The organism is Undibacterium sp. Ji22W (assembly GCF_049340305.1).
In the GTDB taxonomy this organism is placed as follows: domain Bacteria; phylum Pseudomonadota; class Gammaproteobacteria; order Burkholderiales; family Burkholderiaceae_D; genus Undibacterium.
This window is the reverse complement of record NZ_JBMPOU010000002.1, coordinates 735,678-757,920: the sequence shown is the minus strand read 5'-3', so window position 1 is coordinate 757,920 and position 22,243 is coordinate 735,678. Positions and strand designations below refer to the sequence as shown.

Annotated in this window: 5 protein-coding genes; 4 read left to right on the top strand and 1 reads right to left on the bottom strand. The window is 46.8% G+C overall.

All coding sequences use genetic code 11. The features are described from left to right. Positions 1 to 229: 229 nt before the first annotated feature. The 4 genes from ACO0KW_RS10055 to ACO0KW_RS10040 all read left to right on the top strand — a co-directional run bounded on the left by ACO0KW_RS10055 (position 230) and on the right by ACO0KW_RS10040 (position 15,202). The gene (locus ACO0KW_RS10055; protein ID WP_423052941.1) at positions 230 to 12,655 is read left to right on the top strand and encodes a DUF4214 domain-containing protein; all 12,426 of its coding nucleotides are present in this window, start codon (positions 230 to 232) and stop codon (positions 12,653 to 12,655) included. Positions 12,656 to 12,786: 131 nt separating this feature from the next. After that, the gene (locus ACO0KW_RS10050) at positions 12,787 to 13,653 is read left to right on the top strand and encodes a SapC family protein (RefSeq protein WP_423052940.1); all 867 of its coding nucleotides are present in this window, start codon (positions 12,787 to 12,789) and stop codon (positions 13,651 to 13,653) included. 282 nt (positions 13,654 to 13,935) lie between these two features. After that, positions 13,936 to 14,532 carry a calcium-binding protein gene (locus ACO0KW_RS10045; RefSeq protein WP_423052939.1) on the top strand — a complete coding sequence of 199 codons (597 nt, stop codon included), beginning with the start codon at positions 13,936 to 13,938 and terminating at the stop codon, positions 14,530 to 14,532. A 73-nt stretch (positions 14,533 to 14,605) separates the two neighbouring features. Then, positions 14,606 to 15,202 (top strand): calcium-binding protein, encoded by a 597-nt coding sequence (locus ACO0KW_RS10040; RefSeq protein ID WP_423052938.1) that lies wholly within the window; start codon positions 14,606 to 14,608, stop codon positions 15,200 to 15,202. A gap of 651 nt (positions 15,203 to 15,853) precedes the next feature. Here the strand turns inward: ACO0KW_RS10040 and ACO0KW_RS10035 are convergent. Then, positions 15,854 to 22,021 (bottom strand): DUF4347 domain-containing protein, encoded by a 6,168-nt coding sequence (locus ACO0KW_RS10035; RefSeq protein WP_423052937.1) that lies wholly within the window; start codon positions 22,019 to 22,021, stop codon positions 15,854 to 15,856. Between the last annotated feature and the right edge of the window lie 222 nt (positions 22,022 to 22,243).

The window sequence follows — 22,243 nt, the reverse complement described above, 5'->3', positions numbered from 1 at the left end:
GTCGGTTACTGCGCATACAAGTTTCAAACTAAAAAGTTTGTTAGGCGGTAAGAGTAAGTAAATCTGTTGTTTTTACTGATAAAAGATAATAAATGTGATACGCATCACATTTGTTTTCATTCTGTTTCTTTATCATCTAGAAGACAAGTAACCCGACAGGCGAACTTGCTGTTTTTAAGCTGTTTTTTAAGCAGTTTTTTTTATTAATTTCCTTTTAGGAGTTACACACATGGCTGTTACTACACAAATGCGCACGCAAGTTGCTCAATTGTACGTCTCGCTTTTCGGCCGCGCGCCTGAAGCAGAAGGATTGAGCTACTGGGCTAAGCAATTGGAAGCAGGCAAATCGTTTCAAACAATTGCACAAGACATGTTTAACGTTGCCCCAGCGCGCGATTACTATCCAAGCACATTCACAAACCAAGAAATCGTTGCTAAGTTCTACCAAAACGTATTGGGCCGCCCAGCAGATGCACAAGGTTTGGCGTATTGGACAGCACGTCTGAACACTGAATCTACAACAGGTACGACGGCTTCCAAAGCAATTGCAGTAGGTACAGTCATTACTGAATTGTTGACAGCTGTTTCTAACTACAGCGGTACTGATGCAGATGCAATCAAATCTCAGTCATTGTTAGCGAACAAAGTTGATGTAGCTTTGTACTATGGCGTGCAGAAGGCAGACGATGCCAAGATTCAAGCAGCCTTGGTCGATAAAATGGCAACAGTTGCCAAAGACGTTATTGCAATGGTTGTTCCAGGTGCAACTGGCGCTGCAGCAGCAAAAGCTTATGCAGATCCAACACATATCTTCACGTTGACTGAAAGCTACACTCCAGGATCATCTGGTTCTGAAGGTACTAAAGTTGTGTATTGGGGCTACAACCCAATCGCTCCAGGCAATAGCGGCACTGGTGCTCCAAGCACTGGCGGTATCCCAGTTGAAGACTTGAAATCATTCTTGTTGACAATCACTGGTTTAGATTTAAAAGAATTGGGCTTGATCGATGCTGACGGCAAAGATCCATTCCAAAACGTAACAAGCTTGACATTGAGCAATCCATTGTCCAGTGGTGCTAATACAAATGGTTCTGGCAACAATGCAAACCAAAGCTCTGGCAACTCATTGACAATCAGCTTCGCTGACGGCACAAGCCTGAACGCAGAAGTTAAATTGGGCGAAGCTTACTTCAAGTTCTTGAACGATTTGTTGTTCGACAAAAACGGTAACACACGTTTGTTCGAAAAAGTTATCGGTGCAACTTCTGGTACAGAATCAAGCTTGCAACCAATCAAATTGACACCAGCAGCAAACAACGGTGGCACTTTGGAAGAAGGTTACACAACTTTGGGTGACGACGTTATCGTTGCTGGTCGTTTAGAGTTGTTGCATCAAGCTTACATCGACGGTGGTGCTGGTTTCAATGTACTCGAAATCGATGCAAAAGGTACATACGCACAACCTACACAACTCTTGAATATTCAAGAAATTCGTGTAACAGATTTGCCAAATTTCTACACCACACCATACGGTCAAGGTTCAGGCAATCTGGAAAACACAAATACCAACAATTCTGGTTTCCCAGTTCCTGCAGGTACACAAACAACTAACGACAGCTGGATCGATTTGAGCCGTGCAACTGCATTGGGCAACACAGTCAATGGCGTTAAAGGTAAGTTGATTGTTACTGATCAAAGTGTAGATTCTGGTAACTTGACTATCGTTGGCGTACGCAACGGCGCAACTTTGCGTTTGGAAGGCAACTTCGGCGGCGGTTCTACAACGATTCAATACGGCGTTGGCCAAACTGGCACATTGAACATGGAATTGGCAGTAGGTGATGTTACTGCACCAATCAACGTGTTGCAAAATGCTTCTAGCTTGAACATCGACAGCCAAGGTATCGAAAATCATTTCCATACTTTCTTCGCTGGTGGTTCTGTCAGCAACATGACAATCAAGGGCACAGGCGTATTTGGCGTTGATCAAGATTTGTTCTCAAGCTTCAACTCAGGTCGTCCAGCAGTGATCAATGCATCTGCTAACACAGGCGGTCTCGATGTAACTTTGAACAATCACTACAACGTGAAAATCACTGGTACAGCAGCTGACGACGAAATCACAACTAACTACACAAGCTCTGGCACATTCAAGTCAGTGATTGTTGCTGGTAACGGTGATAACACAATTACTGCAAACGGTAACGGTTCTGCAATCACAACAGTAAGCATCACTTCAGGCACAGGTAACGATGTTATCTCCGCATTGAATGGTACTAACGTGACGATCAGTGCTGGTGATGGTAACAACAACATCATCGCTGACACATCATTGGCAAACGCAAATGTTTCCGTAACATCTGGCGCTGGCAATGACGTTATCCAAGTATTGACAACACAAGCTAGCGGTACAGCAGTGGTGATCGATGCAGGTAATGGCGCGAACAAAGTGACTGTATCTGGTGCAGACGTTACTGTAACTACTGGTACAGGTAACGACACTGTTACTATCAATGGTACAAACAACACGTTCCTGAACGGCGACAACAACGGCAGCGACAACAACGGTACAGACTTCGTAGGCACTATCGCTAACAGCGGCGTATTGTTGAAATTAGATCTGGGTACAGGTACTAACGTATTGAATCTGGGTCGTTTGAGCGCAGGCGTTGTAGCGTTGGAAGGTTCCAGCATCACTGGTTCTAACATCACGATGTTTGTAGAAAACAATAGTGATTTGCGCGAAGCTACTTTAACTGGCATCACTAAAGTAACGATGAAGCAAGAATTGACAATCACTGATGATCAATTCAAAGCAATCGGTGCAAATGCTTTCAGCACATGGCATGCTTCTTACGGTGCGACAGAAGATCTGCGTATCGTTGTTGACTCCAATGTTGTGTTGACAGATTTGTTGAACGGTAAAGATTTGAGCGCAAACGTACGTTTGAACTTCGAATTGCATAACGGCGCAACATTGACATTGACAGCTGAACAATTGCACAAATACGTTGCAATTGGCGGTATCGCTGGTGCAGATGGCTTGAACGGTAAAGTTATCATCAATCAAGCTGGCGCAAACTTCGACCCATTCAACAGTGGCAATAACTACTTGGTAATCGACGGCGGCACAATTTCTGCTGGTAACTTGTACGGTGCGGAAGACGTTACTATCATCCGTGACGGTTCTTACGAGCGTCCAACAACAGGTCCATTGCAAGACTCAATGACTTTGGGTTCAGCAACAGCAACTGCAGATTTGACAGTAGCTAATTTGGTGACTGAAGCGCAAGTATTGAAATTGATCGGTGCACAAAACATCAAGTTCACAGGCGTTGTTGATCTGGGTGGCGAAGTTTCCTTGAGCGGCAAAGATGATGTCAACAATGAAACTGATGCATTCTCAGTCGATTTCTCTGCTGTAACTGGCAAAGTAACTGGCTTGACTTTGGATCACTTCCAAGACGTTAAATCTATTCGCGGTAACGGCCAAGCTGGCAACCGTGTCGATGTTATTTTGAACGGTGACGTTGGTAGCACAGGTATCAACCAAGGTTTGAACACTAGTGGTGTTGAAACTTTCATGGTTACTCGTATCGATACTAAGTCTGGTAATGCAAACGGCGAAAACGGTTCAGTTGACGGCCAATTCGGTGATGCAGCTGGTTCAGTGACAATCAACCTGTGCGATTTGACAAAAGATGTCAAGTTCATCGGTTTGAAAGGCAACGTTGGTAATACACTGACTTTGAACAGCGTACCATGGGGTGCAGTTGCTCCGCACATCGTCTTAGAAGGCGACGGCTATGCAAATGCAAGCCAAGCTATGAAAGTTGATGGCAGCCCAGACACATCTGATGTTGGTAATATCGTTGCTAACTTCTACGGTTCTAATGCAACTGCAGTTGTTGACATCAACAACGCTGGTGTAGAACTCGGTACAACGACAACTGGTACAGAGCGCAAATTCAGTGTTGGTGGTATCACATTGAACAACGCATCTACAGTAACTATCAATGTTGCACAAGGTGATGCAACTATCGCTTCTGTTGGTGGTAACAGCTTATCTACATTGACATTCGTTGGTACAGAAGACGTTGCTGTTACTTCTTCATTGCCATCAAGCGTGGCATTGATCGATGCAAGCGGCGTAGCTGGTGCATTCAGCGCAACTTTGGTTGATCCAGGTAATCACAAAGTGTCCTTCGTTGGTGGCGCTGGTGTTGCAAACTTGACCTTGAGCGATGTTCAAATCAGCGCAACTCTGGGCGGTGACTACGGTAGCTCTATCGTCGGTGGCGCAGGTGGTGTTAATTTGACAACTACCGGCACTAACGACTTGTCTGCTGCAACTTTGACCAATGTTAAATCTGTAGCACTCGCAAACGGCTCAATATTGACATTGTCTGTTGCAGAATTAACAGCCATTGGCCAAGCGAACATCAATGTTGCAAAAGTAGTGGCATCTAACACAGCAACTTTGAACTTCAATGGCTTGGATAGCGCAACAGTATTTAACGCAGCTGGCTTCAGCAGCGGTCTGACAATCAACACAGTAACTGTAGCAGCTGGCACAACATCATTGAATGCAGCAACAAGCCTGAAAGGTGTGGCAGTATTGTCAATCCCTACTGGCACAACTTTGAGCATGACAGCAGCACAATTCATGCAGTTGCCAAATTCAGCAGCCGTAGTTTCTGGTGCTGGTCGTGTGAACATCACTGACGTAACACAAGCTGACGTAACAAATGGCTTGTTGGTACGTTTGGGTAACGTCAGCTCATTGGCTGGTTCAATCACATTCAAAGAAAGCGTCACATTAGGTACGTCTGACACATTCGCTGCATTCAAGACTTTGAACTTGGGCAACGACATGACATTGACAGCACCAAGCGTAGCGCAATTGGGTGGTACAGCACTGAGCACAACTGCAATCACTGTCAACGGTGGTACAAACAGTACAATCGTCTTCACAGACAGCACATTCAACACTGGTGCTTTGAATGCAAACGGTTCTGACGTTATCAACGCATCACGCTTCAACGTTACAACAATCAAGATGTTGGATACATTGGTAGCAGGTCAAAACATTGACCAAATCTTGACTGGCTTGAAGAGCACTGTCACTAAAGTGGTGTACAACGCTGCTGGCGCAACTTTGATCGACCAAGTGGTTAACCTCGACGCAGGTGTAACAACTGCGGCTGGTATCATCACATTGAACCCAGCTAGCACATCTGCTGAATTGAATTCAATCACATTGAATTTGAACGGTGGCGTGAACTTGGATGGTGGTATCGATTTGCGTACAGGTGCAAAAGACGTTGTCGATAATGCTATGGCACGTTTGAAACTGGTGACAATCAACTCTACTGGTACAGCAACTAACGTTCACTCTGGCGACGCAACTAACATCATCAACGGTACTATTACTGGTGCTGGTACTGGTGGCGTAACAGAAAACAATCTGTTGAACGTTGTGGTTAATGCTGACCAAGCTTTGAAGATCACTGGCGGTATCGTGTTCAGCTCTCATAACGATGGCTTGGCAACAACAACATTTGACTCCAAAGCAACAGCATCATTGACAATCAACGGTTCGAAGAGCGTCAGCTTGGGTAACTTGGATACAAGCGATGCCGACGTTGTTGCATTGAAAGTCAATAACGCAGGTACAGGCGTTGTTACAGCAAATATCGGTTCTGGTGTTCAAGCAGCTGATGCATTGTCCTTCACTGGCACAAACATCAAGTTGAACTTGACTTCCACACGTGATATGACAGCTGACGTGTTGACTGGTGTGACTGACATCACAGTGTCTAGTGCGCAAATATTGTCTTTGACAATGGCACAAGCAACAACATTGGGTGCTTCTCACCTGACAGTTTCTGGTGCAAGTGCAACATTGAACTTAGTCGGTTTGTCTAATCAAGCATTTGCAGTTGCAGATTACTCTGCTAAGTTCACAATTGGTTTGACATTAGCGAACGATCCAGTTGTTACTCTGAACAGCGCAACTAGCTTGGCAGGTATCAACTCCTTGACAGTTCCAGATGGCACGACATTGAACTTGACAGCTGCGCAATTCTTGCAATTGGCACCAGCTGGTGGTATCACAGGTTCAGGTACTGCTACTAAAGGTACTGTCAATATTACTGACTTGACACAAGCAGATATCGATGCAATTGGCGCTTTCAATTTGGCTACCATCACAGGTGTTAATTTTGGTTCCATCACGTTGAAAGAAAGCGTTGCTTTGGAAAGCGGCGACAGTTTGGGTTTCTTCAAAGTTGTCAACATGGGCGCTGGCATGACCCTCTCCTTGCCAACGATTACTCAAGCTGATGGCTTGACAATCAATGGCGGTGCAAACAGCACGTTGATCTTTACGCAAACAGATCCAGCAACATGGTTGACACACATCGATGCATCTGGCTTCCATGTTTCCACATTGAAAGTAACGGCAGACGCAATCGCTGGTTTCAATATCGACAGCGTATTCACAGGCTTGTTGGGTAGTGTTTCTAAACAGATCACAACAGACAGCCTCAATGCACCAACGCAAATTGATCAAATCGTGACTGTCGACGCAGGATCAACTGTAGCTGGCCGCTTGATTTTCAATCCAGCTGCTGACACAGAAGAGTTGCATAGCCTGACATTGAACTTGAAAGGTGGCGTGAACGTTGGCGGCGATATCGTTCTCGATGCACACAATAAAGCAACTGGCTTGAAGTTGAAATTGTTCGATACATTGACAATCAACTCTTCAGGTACAGCGGGTAACGCGAACTCCTTCGATCCAGCCAATATCATTAGCGGCAAAATCACTGCGTTCTCTGCATTCGGCGGCAACGTTGACAACAACTTGTTGAAAGTGAACATCAATGCAGATCAAGCATTGAGTGTTAACGGCATCGAGTTCTCTTCCGTCAATGATGGTGCAGCTTACACAACTTACGACTCTACAGCGGTAGCAGTTGTGAACGTAACTGGTACGAAGAATGTAAGCTTGGGCGAAGTAGACACTAGCGATACAGACGTTGATGGTTTGACGATCAACAACACTGGTACAGGCACAGTTTCTGTTACTTTGAACTCTGCAAAAACACCAGACGCAGACGTGTTGACATTCTCAGGTAGCAAGATCGCTGTAAAAGTGACTTCTACTTCGACATATGACTTCACTGGTGACAGCTTGGCAGGCGTAAGCACATTGACTTTGGATGGCAACGCGACAGCAACATTGTCGATGACGCAATTCAATACATTGACTCCAGCTAACATCAAAGCAGATACAAACGTCCTCACAACAGCGCACTTGAACATCGTTGGTTTGGATGGCACTGCATTCAACGTAGCATCTTTGGCGTCCGGTATTTCTCTGGATTCAGTCACAGTTGCTGCAGGTACAACAACATTGAATGCTGCGACAAACTTGACTGGCGTACAAACAATCTACGTACCAGAAGGCTCTGTATTGAACCTGACAGCAGCTCAGTTCCAACAACTGAAAGGCACAGGCACTATCGTTGGTGTGAATACTAACGGTAACAATACTGACGGCAACAAGTTCACATTGAACATCACTGATTTGACACAAGCAGATGTCAACAAGGATGACTCTTTGACAGTTGGCGGTTCTGCTGGTTTCAGCCTCGCTGGTGTACAAGATAATGCAACTGTCAATGTGACGTTGAAAGACGCTTCTGTCATGCTTGGTAAGTTTGTTTCAGGCACAGGTTACACAATCACTTCCGACATCGCTGTTGGTGGTGTAGGTAATACTGCAAACTTCAACTTAACTGCTGGTCAAACATTGGGCGTGACAACTTACGCACAAGCGAATGGCTTGCATGTTGTTGGTGGTGCAAACTCCACAGTCGTGTACACATTCGGTGCTGGCGCGGTAACTGGCTTGAATCAGATCGATGCGAAGAACTACAGTGTTACAACATTGAAAGCTTTGGCAGCGTTCTTCACAGCAATTCATTCGAACGTAGAATACACAATCGATGATTTGGCAAGCGCAGTTGAATTGCGTCTGTATCAAGATGCAGCGGCAATGGGCGTTGATTTGTTCGCAACAGATCGCGTTGTAGTGATCGAAGCTGGTATCACAACACCGTCTCAATTGGTATTCAATGACTGGGATACAACTGACGAAGTACGTTCTTTGAAATTGTCTTTAGAAGGCGACGTCAATTTGAACGGCAACTTGCGTATCCCAACACGTACCGACAAGACAGGCACGATGACGCAGAAGTTCTTCGATACATTGACCATCGTATCTGAAGGCGCAAAAGTCAATACCATCACTGGTAGCGTGACAACTGTTCCAGCAATCGGTGCTCCAGCAACAAGTCAAAACAACTTGTTGAAAGTAACGATCGATGCGAAACAAGACTTGGTGATCACTGGTGACATCGCGTTCCAATCCGCTGGAACAGATACAACTGACGACACAGCAAGCTTGACATTGACTGGTACGAAAAACGTCACAATGACGCATTTGAGCACAATCGATGGCACAAATGACGGTATCGCGACATTGAACATCGTCAATAACCTGACAGGCGGCGGCACATTGACAGTGACAGGTAACACACCTGCTATCTCTAGCGATGGTCACCTCGAAACAATCAACATGTCTGGTACAGGTAATGTTGTGTTCGATACTAAAGGTGCTTTGAGCGAAGGTATCACAAGCGCAACTTTGTCCGTATTGAACGCTTCTGGTTTGTCAGGTAACTTGTCCTTGGGCGATATCACTGATGTTGACTCTGAAGACTTCACATTCACATCTGGTACAGGCGTGACGAAGTTGAAATTCGGTGGCGACACATTGGATGCAGCGGCAACGCATGCAGCACAATGGAAATTTGACTTGTCTAAAGCAGCAGCTGGCAGTGAGTTCCACTTAGGTGCGAATACTTACGGTAACGGCCTCGATTTGGCAAGCGCAACTGAGTCCAATGCCTTGGTTATCGATTTGGGTGCTAATGCAACGCTGTACATCGATGCAAATACTGACTTCACATTGCTCGATACATTGAGCATCACAGGTCTGAAAAACATCGTATTGAAAGATGGCGTCACATTAAAAATGACTGCTGCACAAGCAAACGGCTTGCACATTGTTGCTGGCGCAGACTTGGACAGCAACCCATTGACTAACGGTACAGTCAACATCGTTGATCTGAGCACTGCAGCAGTTGATTTGAGCGGCATCGCGGTTGAAGTTGCTGGTGTTGTAACCTTGAAAGAAAGCAACGCTATCACTCACGCAGCAAACGTGACGTTGAACGCTGCTACTAACTTGGGTAACTTCACTGTTCAATTGTTCGACGTTGGTGGTGATAACTCAACATTGGGTGGTCAAACTATCCAAATGCAAAACGTTGCACAAGCAGCACATAAGATCACGGTTGTTCAAGATGTTCTGGATCTCAATCCATCAACTTCTACTAACGTGGTTTGGTTGTTCACAAGCGTAACTGGTCCAGTGAATACCAATGGCTATGCAGCGAACTTGGGTCGTGTATTCTTCCCAGAACAATTGGTCACTAACCAAAACGTTGAGAACTTGTTCACATCATTGCCAACACAAATCTTGCGTGTTGACTTCCATAGCCTGACAGATTTGGCAGCAGCTTTGGATAATTCAGTAGGCGTTGATCGTGTGATCGAATTGGCTTCATTCACCAATGTAGCGAATTTGGCATTCAGCGATCTTGATCGTTTAGAGAATATCCAATCTCTCGACATCCGTATGGGTGGTCAAGTGACTGTTGGTAACATTGAAATCGACAACTTGGTAGTACCAGATGTTGCACCAGCATCTATCCACTTTGACTCTTTGACTATCCGTTCAGTATTGGCGGATGACACAGGCGATTTGTTGGCACGTTGGGGCTTCAATGAAACTAAACATGTCAGCCCAACTGGCGTGAATACAATCGGTAACATCGCTGTTGGTACAGCTAATGGCTTGGATCTCAAAGAAGTCACGATGTTGACAGGCGCTGATTTGCTAGGTAACAACACAGATCACACTGCGAATGTATTGACAGGTGCTGCTTTGGTAGCTGGTACGATCACATTTGATGCAGAAGCTCCTGCAGCAAAAACGATCAACACTGCTACGTTGAAATTAGATGGCGCAAATAATGTAACGTTGAAGTCCTTGAATGTCATGGATACAGACTTTGCAGCAGCGACTATCGATTTGACTGACATCATTCCAACAGGTACTGATGGCACAACTGGTTTCGCAGGCACATTGGCAATCACAGGTGCAAGCCCAGCAGTGAATTTGAACGCGAAAGCCGAAACATTCACAATCAAAGGCGATGCAGTCAGCAAAAACGCAACAGCAACGATCACTTTGGGTTCTAACGATTTGTTAGGCAAAGTAGTCAACGCTGGTGTAGCAGGTGCTGAATTGAGTGATATCAAAGTCACGAACTACGACGGCACATTGAACCTCGGTACATTGTCTAGCATTGATGGCACAGATGATGTGGCTGAAGGCGGCAATTTGACGAAGTACGATGCAGCGTCTGGTGAAGAAGCGTTCACATTCGTTACTGGTGCTGGCTTAACTACAGCAACATTGGCAGCAGTAGCTGGTCAAGGTACGCCAACATTGACGACAGGCAGCCATTGGGTGTTTGATTACACAACAGCAGCAGCAGGCAGCTTCTTGGCCTTCGGCGCTGGTTTGGTATTGCAAACTGGTTCATTCTTGACATTGACTAACGTACCATTGGTCATCGAAAGCTCTATCGATTTGACATTGATCAACTTGACGATGAACTCTGCAGCTGGTATCGAAGTTAAAACAGGTCAAACATTGACATTGACACCTGCTCAAGCAGATACATTGGCATTGGCTGGCGTGAACATCTTCGGTGCAGGTACAGTGAAACTGGTTGGTAATGCTTCTAACTTGGCATTGGGCGCTAATTTGCAAACAGCTATCGTAGACATCTCTGGCGCGACATTGATCGTTAATCCAGCAGTTGGCTTCGATACAGATGCAACTTTGTCCTTGACTTTGGGCGATTCCAACATCGGTTCTATCGGTGGCAAAGCAGTGTTGTCTGGTCCTACAGTAATCGGTTCTGCAAATGATGACGCAATCACATTGACAGGCACGAAAGACGCAACAGTGGCTGGTAATGGTGGCAATGACACAATCGACGAATCTGCTTTCAGCGGTATCGTGACACACAACATTACTGTTGGCATTGACACTATCGTTGGCTTGATCGGCGAAGTTGCTCCTGGCACACAGCAAGACGTGTTGGTAGTTTCTGCTGGTGCAACTGTTAATGCTAGTTTGACTAACGACATCTCTGCAGGTGTACGTGGTTTCGTAGCGACAGCAGCATCCGCTAACAACGGTGGTACTGTGAACTTGACAGTAGATATCGGTGCACCAGCAAGCAAAGTGGATATGAGCTTGGCGACAGGTACTAAGGGTTACAGCCTGTTGGGTAGCGCAGACACTGCAACTGGTACTGATACTTTGATTGGTAGTGCATTCGCCGATATCATCGGTGGCGGCAACAAAGATCAAACTACAGCGTTGGCAATTGACACAATGACCGGTGGTTTGGGTGCTGACGTGTTTGAGTTCATCGTGGGTACAAGTACTCCATTGGTAATGACGACATTGACGACAACACCTGGCCATGATCGTGAGAACATCACGTTCACAGGCAGTCCAACTCAGTCTGGTATTTTGGTGGTCAATTACTCTGTCAACGGTGCAGTCGCAACTGGTCTGAACGTGGCATTGGTTGCTACTGATACTCCAGATCAAGTGGCCGCGAAAGTTGCAGCAGCGTTCTCTGGATTGACAGGCTTCACGGCAATCCCAGTAGGCGGTGGTTCAGGAATCGTTACTATCGAACCAGCGACAGGCAACTCCATTACAATTGGAGCGATTGACGAAACAGCTGTAGAACTCGCGGCAATTGACTTCACTGCAACAGCAGGTCCAGGCGCTGACGTTGCTCAAGTTCAGACTTTGACTGTTGGTACGGCAGCAGGTGATCTGTTGGTAGCAGGTGAGAAATACACATTCACCTTTACACCAGCAGGTGCAGCAATTAGCACAGCAATCACGTTGACAGCTCTGGCACTCGAAACAGCAGGTGGTATTGCTGCTCGCTTCCAGTCTGCAATTGATGCACAAGCTGACGTTAATGCGACAGTGTTGGGCAACGTTGTAACAGTTACTGATGCAGTTGCTGATAACGGTGGCTTCTCAGCTTCTGCTATCACTAAAGGCGGCTTCAGTGGATCTGGTGCTTCTGAAACTGGTGCGTTCGATATCGCAACTGCCGACGTGATCACGGACTTCTTGTCAGGTACTGATAAGATTGACTTGAACTTGTTGAGCGGTAGCTTGACGAACTACGCTGAAGCTGCTGGTGTTGCAGATTACGCTACTGCTTTGGCAGCAGCAAATGCAGCATTCGGTGCAAGTCCAAATGTGGTTCAGTACTACTTGACATCAGTTAATGGCGCGAGTGGTTACGGCGTGTTGTTCTTCGATGCAAACGGCGACGGTACAGTTGACGGTGTAGTGAAATTGGTTGGTATTACTGCAGCTAACTTCACACACACTGACATCATGGCTTAAGTTGATGTAGTGCACGGAACCTGAGACGTTTTCAGGTTCTAACAGTGAGAAGCCCCTCGGATCCGGCCGGATTCGGGGGGTTTCTCTTTATGAGAGCTGTATTTTTCTTCTTACTATCGATATTTTTATTTATGACACCTACTATTCAGGCAATTGATCACATCACCGGGGTTCAACATGGTTTTCGTCCGGTCAGCAATTATCTCTTCGCAAAAGAGCAACCAGCGCTGCCGATACAGATCTCTGAAATAGGCGCTTTAGTCGCTAGTTTGCCCTTGGCGTTTGCCAAAATGCCAGATGGCATGTTTGTGCTGGTCGCTGTGACCGGTTTTAAAGATGGACGCAATCTCTTAGTCGACGAGCAAGGTCGCTGGGGCGGCAAATATTTGCCGAATCATTTGCGTGCATATCCATTTAGTTTGCAGGCTGCGGGCGCAAAATCCGCTACCGAGCAGCAATTCCAACTCTGCTTTGATCACGCGAGTGGTCTGTATCGCGAAAATCCCGATGCGAATCAAGGCGAACTTCGCTTTTTTGATGACGCAGGTGCGCAGCAAGAAACTCTCAAACAAGTGATCCAATTTTTGTCAGACATCGTGATCAAACAAACCCTGACGCAGACTGCAGTCAATTCTTTGGCGGCGGCGAATTTATTCAAACCGTGGACGCCGATCATGAACACCGCCGGCATCACCGCCGAGAACACGACGACCGTTCCAGCAGGTCTATTCAGCATTGATGAACAAGCCTTGCGCACGGTCGACGATGCGACTTTGGTGCAATTACATCGCGATCACGCCCTGGCGATTGCGTACGCGCAATTGCTATCGATGACGCGTGTCACCGTTTTGGTTGAATTATTAAAGCGTCATCAAGCAGTTGCTACCGCTGCGCAAGCCAAAGCCGCAGAGAAACCCATGTTTGTCGGCACCAAAGATTTGGCACAAATGCTGGGCGACCCGCAAGGCGAGATTTTAAAATTTGATTGGATGAAGTAGCCAGTAAAACAATGCTATTGAATTGTTTTGATTTTAAATAAATTCCAAAAATTTATGAATTGAAAAGCATCCTCACAAGTCGTGATTTCCTGTGCATTTGTGTCGGAAATTCGCCAAAGCTTGTGACGATTTGCAAAGTTTCGCTTGACCAATGTTCTTGATTCGCTATCATGGGCGAGGTATGCGGTTAAATCAAAATTTGATTCAATCATTCACGCAAGAATCTGCTTCAAAAAATTTACTCAAAAAGAACAATTTAGTTAAAAACGAAAAGGAAAAATAATGCCAAAAGTTTCGAAAACCCAGTATTTGACCGACGGCGATGATTTCGTTACAGGCACATTCGGCAATGATATTATTTACGGCAATGCTGGCAATGACGTGTTGTTCGGTGAAGATGGTAATGACTACCTGTACGGCGGCATTGGCGACGATATGCTCATGGGCGAAGATGGTAATGACCATCTGTTCGGTGGCGACGGCAACGATCAACTCAATGGCGGCACTGGTAATAATGTATTGGCCGGTGGGTATGGCGCAGATACATTTATCTTGAATGATTATCAGGTCATTACGTTTGGGGGATTCACGCAACCAACGAACCTGATTGCCGATTTCGTTTCAGGTGTAGATAAGTTGCGCGTTATGGATCCTGTGCTAGGTATCAATGTGCATTCAGGTCCGATCGACCCGGCTTTCTTTGTCGCCGGTACTGCCGCAGTCGATAACAACGATTATTTTATATATGATCGTACTACCGGCAGCTTGTATTTTGATGCAGATGGCAGTGGCGGTGGAGCGAAAATTTTGATCGCTACTTTGCTTGGTCATCCAGATCTGAAAGCAAGCGATATTGAAACGGGATACATTCCGGTTTAATAGCAATACGCTAATTGAATATCACTGTTGTTTTCAAAGAACATGAATTAGTTAAAAACGAAAAGGAAGAATTATGCCAAAAGTTTCTAAAACCCAGTATTTGACCAACGGTGATGATTTCGTTGTAGGCACAACCGGTAATGATATTATTTACGGCAATGCTGGCAATGACGTGTTGTTCGGTGAAGATGGTAATGACTACCTGTACGGCGGCATCGGTAACGATACACTCATGGGTGAAGATGGTAATGATCATTTGTTCGGCGGCGATGGCGACGATCAACTCAATGGCGGCACAGGCAACAATGTATTGGCCGGTGGGTATGGCGCAGATACATTTATCTTGAACGATTATCACGTCATCCCGTTTGGTCCTTTTGTACAGCCGGTGAATACGATTGTTGATTTTGTGTCTGGCGTCGATAAGCTGAGTGTATTAAATCCCCTGAATGGCTTTATCCCTCTGAGCGGTCCACTTGATCCTAACTTCTTTGTTGCAGGTACTGCCGCAGTCGATAACAACGATTATTTTATCTATGATCGTACATCCGGCAGCTTGTATTTTGATGCGGATGGCAGTGGCGGTGGAGCGAAAATTTTGATCGCTACTTTGCTTGGTCATCCAGATCTGAAAGCAAGCGATATTGAAACGGGTTCCTTTCTGCTTTAATCGTAGTAGGTTGATTGAATTACGCGTAGGTTTTTTATTGACGCCTTCTTGTTTACGGGTTCTGTGAATTCCTTGATTGAATTCATTGATTGAATTCAATGATTGACTTAATAATCAAATAAGAGACGTGAATGAAAGACAGGAACTAGTTAAGTTCGATAGAAAGACCGCCCAACACATGTTCGGCGGTCTTTTTTTGTTGTGTGGCAGCTCAGAAATAGATTGTAAGTTTTCCTCCTGGTTAGATGGAACATCAATGTTAGCCGTGAACATGTGGAAACGCATGACATACTGCGGATCTCACAGCTCTCCTTCCCGAGAGCATGTTCGTCTGAGGAGATTTTTACGCGCTTGGCTTTTCACTATTTTCGCAGGGGTGATTCTAGTCAGGCAATGAGCGGTCATGCGCAATCAGCACCCTGCTTGCATTCTCCACCTCACCCTTCGTAAGAGGGATCATTGTTGACGATCACTGATTGAGCGCCATTTCCGCCCGTTGAACAGCGTGCGCTGTTTTATACCCTTCGTTAGTGCTGAAGGCATTTGATCCCCGCAAAAAAAACGGCTAAGCAGGGTAGGCTGCTTAGCCGATTCTTGTATCCAATTTAGCGCAACTTCAGGTGCGCGTTCCGATCCAAATTGGTAACGCTATCAGAAATAAACTTCAGCGATATGGTGAGTACCGATGAGCTCAGTTTGCATCAACTGCGCCATGTCATCCGCCACGTGATTGTTGGCATCTGGTGTGTACACAGGCGACTCTAAGGCACCAAAATGCTTGCCATAGAAGTAGGCATCATGGGTATCGTTCGCGCCGAATGAGGCTGCGATGGCGTTGGTTGGTATGGTGCCACCATTGGAACTCGGGCCAGCAAAAGCGAAGAGGTTTGCCGCTGCCACCGCTGCCGTAGGCGCAGAGGTCACGCTTTCTTCGGTATTACCCAGATCGGTATAGTACACTTTGACCGTAATCTGTTTGCCCAAATCACCTGTTTTGAGTGTGTAACTTGGTGAGCTGGCACCTTTGATATTGACGCCATCTGCCATCCAACGATAATAAACTGTTCCCATCCCATCGAGGTCATTGACAGTGCTATTCACGCTCAATGTTTGTCCAACTTTTGCGATGCCATTTAGGGTGACAGTGCCAGTCGGCGCATCATTCACATTGATTACCGCAGGGCTTGAACCTGAGTTGACGCGCTCGGTGTTACCTAGCAGATCAAGATAAATGGCGGTGACGGAAATGTACTTGCCCACCTGAGCTTGGCCTAAGGTGAGCGTCGGATCGTTCGCTCCTTCGATGTTGACGCCATTCGCACGCCATTGATAACCAACCGCGCCCATGCCATCAACGTCTGCCAAGGTATTCGTTGCGGTGAGGGTTTCGCCTTGTCTGTTGATGCCAGTGAAATTCACCGTACCAGTTGGCACGTGGTTATTGTCGGTGACGACGCCGGTCGCAGCAGACGCAACGTTTTCAATGTTCATTTGTTGATCGGTATAGGAAGCGTTGACCGTAATTGTTTTGCCAAGGTCAATACTGCGTAAGGTCAAGGTGGCTTCGGTCACGCCCCTGATTAATGATCCACCAGATCGCCAGGTGTAAGTGATTGGCCCCATGCCATCTTGATCGCTAATGGTGCTGTTCGCAGTCAGCACTTGTCCTACATTCAAATTGCCAGTGATAGTCACAGAACCTGTCGGCGCATCGTTGACTGGGGTAACATTAATCGTCCAGGTCGCTGCATTTGACAGTGAGTCGCCATCGCTGACTTTAAATCCAAAGTTAGCATACCCATTGCCGAACGCATTGGCGGCAGGCGTGAAGCTTACGTGTCCACCCGTAATATCTTGTACGCTGATGGTTTGGTTCTGCGTGACTGGACTGCCGTTTAAGCGTAGCGTGCCTGCACCAGGTAATGTGGTGACCAAAACCGATTGCAAGGAACTACCACTGTCTAAGTCAGAGAAACTAAAGTCCGCAGCAGAGAAGGTGTAGCTCACATCTTCGTTGGTAGTACTGAGGTGATTGCTGGTGCTTGGGGCGCGATTGACTACTTCGATGGATACGTCATCTCCGCTACCGTCATTGCCGGCGATATCCGTGTATTTACCGTTTGCTACTTGTATGGTTGCGATGCCGCTCTTATTTGGTGTGAAGGTCGCCGTGCGTTGCAATCCGGTACCTGCGATAGGACCGACGCTTCCTCCATTTACGCTGATATCACTGAGGGTGAAGCTAGAACCCGGATCTTCACTGAAATTAAAAGTCAGATTGGCGGTTTGACCGCCATTCATGGTTTCAAGATTACTACTGAGCGACAGAGTTGGTGCGGTGGTGTCGATTTTGAACGCTTTAGACAAAGCAGTACCGCTGTTGCCAGCTGTATTGCTGACGACGACTTTGATCGTATCGTTGCCACTTAAAGTCTTGCCTATCGTCCAGGCTTTTGAACCTACTTCGGCCGTGGCATTACTCCACGTTGCGCCATTGTCGATCGACACCTCAACAAATTCGTCTTCGCCCAAAATGGCGCTGAGCGTTCCTGAGATTGTTTGTGCGGCTGTTTTGGTAATGAAGTCGTTGGACAAGGTGCCGGTGTCTGCGGACAGGCCAGCCGTCGCGATCGTTGTTGTCGGCACAACGGTGTTCAGTACATACACCTGCGACAAGGTCGTGCCGCTATTGCCTGCGGTGTCAGACACTCTGACTTTGAGTGTACTGCTGCTGCTGAGTACTTTGTCGATACTCCAGGTACTTAGGCCTACCGTGGTCGTGGCATTTGACCATGTTGCGCCATTGTCGATCGAAACTTCAACGCGTTCGCCACTGGCGATGTTGGCGCTGAGTGACCCCGAAATCGTTTGGCTCGCGGTGTTGGTAACGAAGTCTGAATTGGAGACGCCGTTGTCGACAGAAAATTGTGCCGAGGTGATGGTTTTGGTGGGGGCGGTGGTATCCAACACATAGGCTTGCGTCGCTACTGTGCCAGTATTACCCGCAGTATCAAAGACACGTACTTTGATATTGTCATTGCCGGCGATGGTGCTATCTATCGACCAGTTTTTGCTGCCTGTTGTGCTTGTCGCTGGTAGCCATGTACTGCCATTGTTGACTGAGACTTCAACCCCTTCATCTGCGGCGAGAGCGGCCGTTAAAGAACCAGAAATGGTCTGACTTGCGGTGTCGGTAATGAAGTCGGTGGAGGAAGTTCCATGATCGGCGGACAGCGCCATGCTTCCGACGGCATTGCTCGGCGCAGTTGTATCTATCGTAAAACTGTGTGAATAAGCGGCGCCGTCATTTCCTGCAGTGTCGCTGACTTTTACTTTGATGGTATTTGCGCCGATCAAAGTTGTGCCTAATGACCATGCTTTGCTGCCCACTGACGCGGTGGCTGGATTCCATGTATAACCATTATCGATGGACACTTCGACCTTTTCGCCCGACGCCAAATTCACACTGAGGGCACCAGAGATCGTCTGACCTCCTTTATTAGTAACGAAATCGTCGGATAAGCTACCGTTGTCGGCGCTGAGTTGTGCAGTTGCGATGGTGTTAGTTGGTGCCGTCGTGTCAATCACGATGCTTTTTCCACCTGCTAGTGATGCGCCCGCATTGGTCGCTGGTAAGCTGAGATCAACGTCAGTAACATCATTCGCATTTTTGATGCTGGCACCAGACACACTTAAGGCTGAAACACTTTCGTAGTTGAGATCGGCGGAAGTGTCACCGGCTTGCACGGTGTAGGTGAAGTGTAAAGTGTTTGTACCTGTGCCACTTGCGTAACTCACTGAACGATCCGTTGCACCCGTTTCTAATAACAATTTTGGTACGCCTGTGACGTCAACCGCTTTATCAAACACGACAGTGATGTCGATGATGCCGCCTACTTTATAGGCGCCATCCGCGGTTGTCGCACTGACCGCTGTCACGACCGCAGGATTGGTTGCGGTCGACAGTAATACCCGGCCTTCAATACCCGCATTGCCTGTACCGTCAGAGTCATTGTCAACCCACACTACCGCAAATTTGCCAGAAGAAAGCGCGGTGACCGCCGGTGAATTTTGGTCACCTTTGCGATATTGATTGACTTCAAATTCCGCCGCATCAGTGGCGACGCCGGAGGAATCAAATCGTCGGGCGAAAATACCATTTTGATCGTAGTCACCTAAATCAGACTGCCAAGTGATGATGAAGCCACCATCCGAAGACGCCGCAATCGAGGCTTCATATTTTTTGGAATTAGCAGTGGGGTCAACGTTCGCTTGGGTAATGCCGCCTAATTTGGCACCGGCACTGGAGAAGCGTTGAAAGAAAATATCTGAACGCAAATAGCTAATAGGAGTATTTGCTGCACTATCCCAGGCAATGACAAAACTACCATCGGTCAAGGTTGTGACGCGCGGCAAAGGGTAACCTTCATCGATAGAAAAGGCGCTGGCATCGGTTGTCACGGAAATGATTGTGGATGGCGCTGCACTACGCACTGCGTGAATGTTACCGTTGCCATCGCCCCAAGTGGTTACGTATTCACCATTGGCGAGTGCCGCGATCGTGGGATTGGCTAAGCCCAGAGGCGTATCAGGATCATCTGCAACAATAGTGATTTCGCCGCCGATTTTTGCTCTGGTGGTTGGATTAAATTTTTGTGCATGAATTTCTTGTACCGACTCCGTCGTGACCCAGCTCACTAAGACGTTGCCGTCAGATAGCGTCGTGATTGTTGGTGAAATTTGCGCATCTGCTAAAGTTGTATTGGCAATGATTTCGCCTTCGATGGTGCCGTTTGCTGCGACAAAGCGGACGGCAATATCTGTGGAAGTGCCATCCGTGGTGTAGGCAACTGCAAAGCGGCCAGAACCGAGTGCAGTGACGACCGGCGCAATATCATTGGTGCCATTCGCAGCGACCGTAATCGCAAACTCCGAGCCGACTGCGACGCCCGCTTCTGTATAAATTTGTGCGTAGATCCCGTTTTTACCAGCAGCTTCGCCTTGACCGTCAGATTGCCAGACGGCGACAAAATTGCCGTTGCTCAGTGTCGTAATTGTTGGGCGCAGCTGGGCATTAGTTGCCGTGGTACTGGTATTGATATCGTTCGAAAAATCAAACTCTTTGGATTGATCATCGACGACGTGAAACGTAAATTGTTTTGCAATGCCTTCACCTGCGATTGGCGTATTGTTGGCATTGTATTCAAAAAGATCGTAAAAATGCGCAGTGAGTGTCGCTGTCTGTCCTATTGCTGGTAAGGTGCCTGCGCCGATGCCAACTGTTGCTGAGTTCAGGCCATTGCTACCGTTGTTGTCGGAAGTAAGTGTAAATAAATTCGCATTTGACTGGGTATCAATTTGCCAGAGGCCGTTATTGGTGTCACCCACATCAGTAGGGTTTAACTTGGCAAATGCAGTACCGTTGGTGGAGTTGGCCAGAATGTAAATATTGTTCGTGTTGATATCAGTCGGGGCTGTATCCGCCACAATAGTCAAACCTGTGGTGGAAGTGCCGCCACCTTCAGTTGCACGATAGGTGTAACTAATTACGTCATACGCTGGCGTTGTCGTTAAATTCTTATCGACAAAACGCCAAGTTGTTCCTGCAGTTGGAACGAAGTTAATTGGACCATTGCCGTTATTGTCTTTCGACGTGTCAATGTAATCGATCCAGCTTGTACCACCATTGGTGCTGTACTGAAACAAGCCACGTGTCAGAATCTTACTTTGTACGGGAACGTCGAAAAAACCGGTGTCGAAGATACCGGTAAATGTCCAGGTGAAACTAGTGCCACCAGGGCGCGCATAAATGCCATAGATTTGGGGCGCAAATGTCTTTTGTATATAATCAACGGAAGTAGAGATCACAGTCGTCGTACTATTATTCACCACGCCAGAGTTACCATCATTGACGCTGATCGTGAACGTAGTCGTCTCTGTGCTGCCAGTAGCAACGCGGTTATCTGAAGGATCAAACACCAGTTGACGAATCGCCGCTTGCACGGTTGCAGGGCTGGCGGCTGCGTGGGTGTAGCTCAATCCGCCATTCGATGTAGAGAAACCAGAGGCGGTTAATGAGGCGGCTGTAAACGTGCCTTTCGCTGCGTTATCCAAAGTAATCGTCACCGTTTCACTGGCACCACCGTCTGCATCGTTAATCGTCACATTTTCAAATGGTTTGAGTGTTCCGACGTCATGGACGGTTTGGCCTGCAACTGTGCCGCCTATCGTTGGTGCTGCCAACGCATATTGGTAGGTTTGGAGTTTGGCTTGCTCAAATGGGGAGACAGTTTCAATGGGTCCTGTTGATTTTTCTAAAATCCAATTGCCGCCCAAGACTTGGCCACCTGTTAAGTCATTCGAGGCGTTTACGTCAGCGCCGAGTTTTAAAGACAATGCTTCGATCAATGCAACACCCGTGGCATTTGCTGCGACATCGCAAGCGTAAATGAGTACATCTGCGTTACTCGACAAGCTGCTCTTGATCGCACTGAGTGCCGTATCAAACTCAGACAAATTACTCATAGTGAGTTGTGCATTCCCAACGTCAATGACGCCGTTTGTGCCGTGCGTAATTAGGTGGATTGCATCAACATCGCTTCGGTTTGCCAAGATAGTCGCAATCTGTTGCAAGGCATTTTGCGTGGAATCCAAGATATGTACTTCGACATTCGATTTTAGCGAGGCGATTAAGCGCGCGTAGTCTTGGATGTTATTCGCAATAAAAGCGATTTCTTTTCTTGTTGTAGACGCCATGTTGTTGGCACTATTGAATTGGATGCGACTATCGTCGATAGATGCTGGTGTGAAAGTAGACATGGAGACGTTCCTTCGTATGGGAAAAATGGGATGGGGCAATCGCAGCCACAAAATGGGCGAACTCTATGCGCATACGCAATATATGTGCCCGCTGAAATCTCTATCCTTAGGGAAATATTATGATTTTTTACTAGGTGAATAATGAGAGTAAGATATTTTCGTTAACTTAAATTTACATGTAAATAAGTGAATATTTTATGTATTTACGTGTAATGTGAATTT